General features: G+C 69.3%; 2 protein-coding genes. One reads left to right on the forward strand and one right to left on the reverse strand.

From position 1 onward, the window contains the following. Window positions 1-1,514 (reverse strand): ABC1 kinase family protein (locus ACWIE7_RS19005; RefSeq protein ID WP_454070305.1); only part of this gene is annotated, 1,514 nt, incomplete at its 3' end. An 87-nt stretch (window positions 1,515-1,601) separates the two neighbouring features. Between ACWIE7_RS19005 and ACWIE7_RS19010 the strand changes: the two genes are divergently transcribed. Then, window positions 1,602-1,929: hypothetical protein (locus ACWIE7_RS19010; protein ID WP_454070306.1), on the forward strand; the 328-nt coding region annotated here is incomplete at its 3' end.

Below are 1,929 nucleotides of genomic sequence, written 5' to 3' on the forward strand. Positions count from 1 at the left end.
AGAAGGGACAGCGTGCCCTCCAGTGCGCCCAGGCAACGGAAGGCCGCGGCGATGGATGACGGGACCTTGAACCCGGCGGAGACGACCGCCCGCAGCAGGTCGTTGAACAGGACGTCGGCCGGCATGCCCTCGATGCGCATGATGAGGTCGCCGATGAGCCACTGCGTGGTCACGAGGTCCAGGTCCGCGGGCGGGATGAGGATGTGGCAGAGGGCGGTGGTCGCGGCGGCGCCGTCTTGGCGGTCGATGGCGATGAGCAGCGATCTCAGTCCCAGACGGGCCTGGCGGTCCAGGCGGCCGACCGAGCCGAAGTCGAGAAGGGCGAACGACCCGTCCGGGGTGAGCAGGATGTTCCCACCGTGCAGGTCGGCGTGGAAGACGCCGTCGACCAGGATCTGCCGCAGGACCACCTCGAGGATCGTGCGGGTGAGGTCCTCGCGCTCCGTGGCGGACAGCGCGTCGATCTGGTCCGCGGCGCGGGACAGGGGGATGCCGTCGATGCGGTCCATCGTGAGGATGCGCCTGGTGGAGAACCGCCGGTGCGCACCGGGGATGACCACACCATCGGTTCCCTCCAGGGCCGCGAGGTTACGCAGCTCCGTCCGGTAGTCCAGCTCCTCGGACAGGGAGGCCCCGAATCCTTCCGCCAGGTCGACCGCGCCGAGTTGGCGAGCCCACGCGGCCCGCTTCTCCAACAGCCGGGCCAGCCGCGTGATGATGTCGAGATCGGCGCGCACGGTCGCGTCGGCCGACGGGCGCTGGATCTTGACCACCACGTCCTCACCGGTCGTCAGCGTGGCCTTGTGTACCTGTCCGAGGGAGGCCGCGGCCAGCGGTTCGGGCTCGAACTCCGAGAACACCTCCTCGGGCGGACCCCCCAGCTCGGCGATGAGGGATTGTCGGACGGTCTCCCACGGATCCGGCGGGACCTGGCTGTGCAGCTGCGCCAACTCGCTCATGTACGCAGGCGGCAGGAGATCGGGGCGGGTCGAGAGCATCTGACCCAGCTTGACGAACGTCACCCCGCCCTCGGTGAGCGCCGTACGCAGCGCGACAGCGGTGCCGGGTCGGTTCAGGCGGTCCACGGCTGAACGGGACCGACCGAGGTAGCCGATGAGTCCCTGGCGGGCGGCGATGGCGAAGATCTGCCGGAACCGGCGGGCGCGCCGGAACCAGCCGGGCATCCCGCGCACGAACTCGATCGGACCCGGCAGGCTCCCCGTGGGCACGAGGATCTCGGTCACGACCAGGATGCTGATCTCGAACGCGATGACCCAGGCGACGAAGAGCACCGAGATGGCGACCGTGCTCCAGATGTGTTCCGAGGCGGACGGGTCGTCGATACCCGTGTGTTCGAGTGTGGTGAGCAGAAGGGGGTTGGCGACGAGGGCGACGATGAACGAGAACACGAAGATCCGCGGCCACCCCACGGGCCCGCCCATCAGCCGCCGGACGGTCCAGGCGACCAGGACCGTGTTGATGACGACGGAGATGACGATGAACAAGGTCTGCACGCCTTCACTGTAGGGTCGCCGCCCCTGCTGGGAGGGGCGCTGCGGCAGATGCGCCCGGGCGGGCCCGCCGGCACTACCGTGGCTGCCATGATCTGGGTCTTCGTGTGTGCAGTGCTGGTCGTCGTGTTGGTCGGCGGTGCGGTGTTGCCGCGTCGAGCGGGGCAGCCGCGCGAGGGTTTCCCGTGGTTCTGGGTCGCGTTTCCGGTGGCCGCGCTCCTGGTGGCTGCCTCCATCGCCATGGGACTGTCCTGGGCCGGGGTGTCCGGCGCGGGGACGATGGTCGTGCACCACGCGAGTTACGAGCCCATCGGGCAGTTCTTGAGCAACGAGCAGTTCAACCAGATGTACCTGCGTTGGCAGGTGCTCTCGGTGGCGCGGTGGGTCCTGCCGATCGTCGCCGTGGCCACCGTCGGCC

The sequence above is a fragment of the Dietzia sp. NPDC055343 genome (assembly GCF_053645265.1).